The sequence below is a fragment of the Brevibacterium antiquum CNRZ 918 genome (assembly GCF_900169145.1).
Lineage (GTDB): Bacteria > Actinomycetota > Actinomycetes > Actinomycetales > Brevibacteriaceae > Brevibacterium > Brevibacterium koreense.
The window spans coordinates 1-1,232 of the sequence record NZ_FXZD01000045.1 but is presented as its reverse complement, the minus strand read 5'-3'; the positions used below and the strand labels follow the sequence as shown (position 1 = coordinate 1,232).

Sequence of the window (1,232 nt, the reverse complement as noted above, 5' to 3'; positions counted from 1 at the left end):
AAGGGGTATCCATCTTGATGCCGATGGACGGGGCCGGTCTGCCGGGTAGGGTCGGGTGACGTAAGGGCCCCCGCGCTGCGTCAACAGCCGGGGGCATGGACTACACCGTCAAGGGGTGTATGTCGTGGCCGATTCTACCGGCGCGCGCAGTGGCGACGATCTCGAACCCGGACTGGACTACCCGCGCGACCTCGCCGAGCTCCGGGCGTGGTTCCCCACGGACGCAGAGTGCCTGGACTACCTGGACTGGCTCCGCTGGCCAGACGGGTTCTGCTGTCCGCACTGCGCCTCGACGTCGGCCGGACGCGACACGGTGGGCCGGCATCGTTGCCGGGGCTGCTGGCGCAGAGTGTCGGTCACCTCGGGCACGATCTTCGACAAGACCCGTATCCCGCTGTCGGTGTGGTTCGAGGTGGTCTGGCTGGTGACGTCCTCGAAGACGGGCGTTCCGGCCGCGCACCTGCACCGGGTGCTGCCAATCAGCTCGTACCAGAGCGCGTGGGCGATGCTGGCCCGACTCCGCCAGGTCATGACCAGTGACCAGAGCGCTCTGCTGTCGGGCAGGGTCGAGGTCGACGAGACGTTCATCGGCGGGCCCCGCCCCGGCGTGCGGGGACGAGGAGCGCTGGGGAAGACCCTGGTCGCCGGGGCCATCGAGATCACCGACCACGGGTGGGGCAGAGCTCGGATGGGCGTGATCGAGGACGCGACCACGGCGTCGCTGAAGGCCTTCGCAGCGAAGACCATAGCGACGGACTCGGTCGTGGTCACCGACGGGCTCAGGTCCTACCCGCCAGCCCTTCACGGCTATGAGCACGAGGCGATCAACGTCGCCTCCTCGGGAAGGCCAGCGCACGAGTCACTGCCGGCGGTTCACCGACTGTTCGCACTGGCCAAACGAACCCTGGAGGGCACCTACCAGGGTGCAGGCACGGGCAAGCACCTGCCCGAGTACCTCGATGAGTTCGTCTTCCGCTTCAACCGGCGCAACTCACGCCACCGCGGCCTGGTGTTCCTACGCCTCCTGGAACGTGCCGTGGACGCGTCCCCAGTGACCTACCGCGATCTCGTCCGCGACTCCCAGCCGAAGAAGACTCGTCCGCAGGGGCGAAGAGGACCTCGCTCGAGGCCCAGTAGCCTCGACCAGGCAACCTCTCCCAGGCCCTGGCGCCGAACTCCCTGACCACCAGCCCGCACCGATCCACCTATCGGCACCAAGATGGATACCCCTT

1 protein-coding gene is annotated in these 1,232 nt (G+C 67.9%); it reads left to right on the top strand.

All coding sequences use genetic code 11. The annotated features are described in order from the left end of the window. Positions 1-124: 124 nt before the first annotated feature. Positions 125-1,183: an IS1595 family transposase gene (locus BANT918_RS17120; protein ID WP_101602063.1), complete on the top strand. Its 1,059-nt coding sequence runs from the start codon at positions 125-127 to the stop codon at positions 1,181-1,183. Positions 1,184-1,232 lie beyond the last annotated feature (49 nt).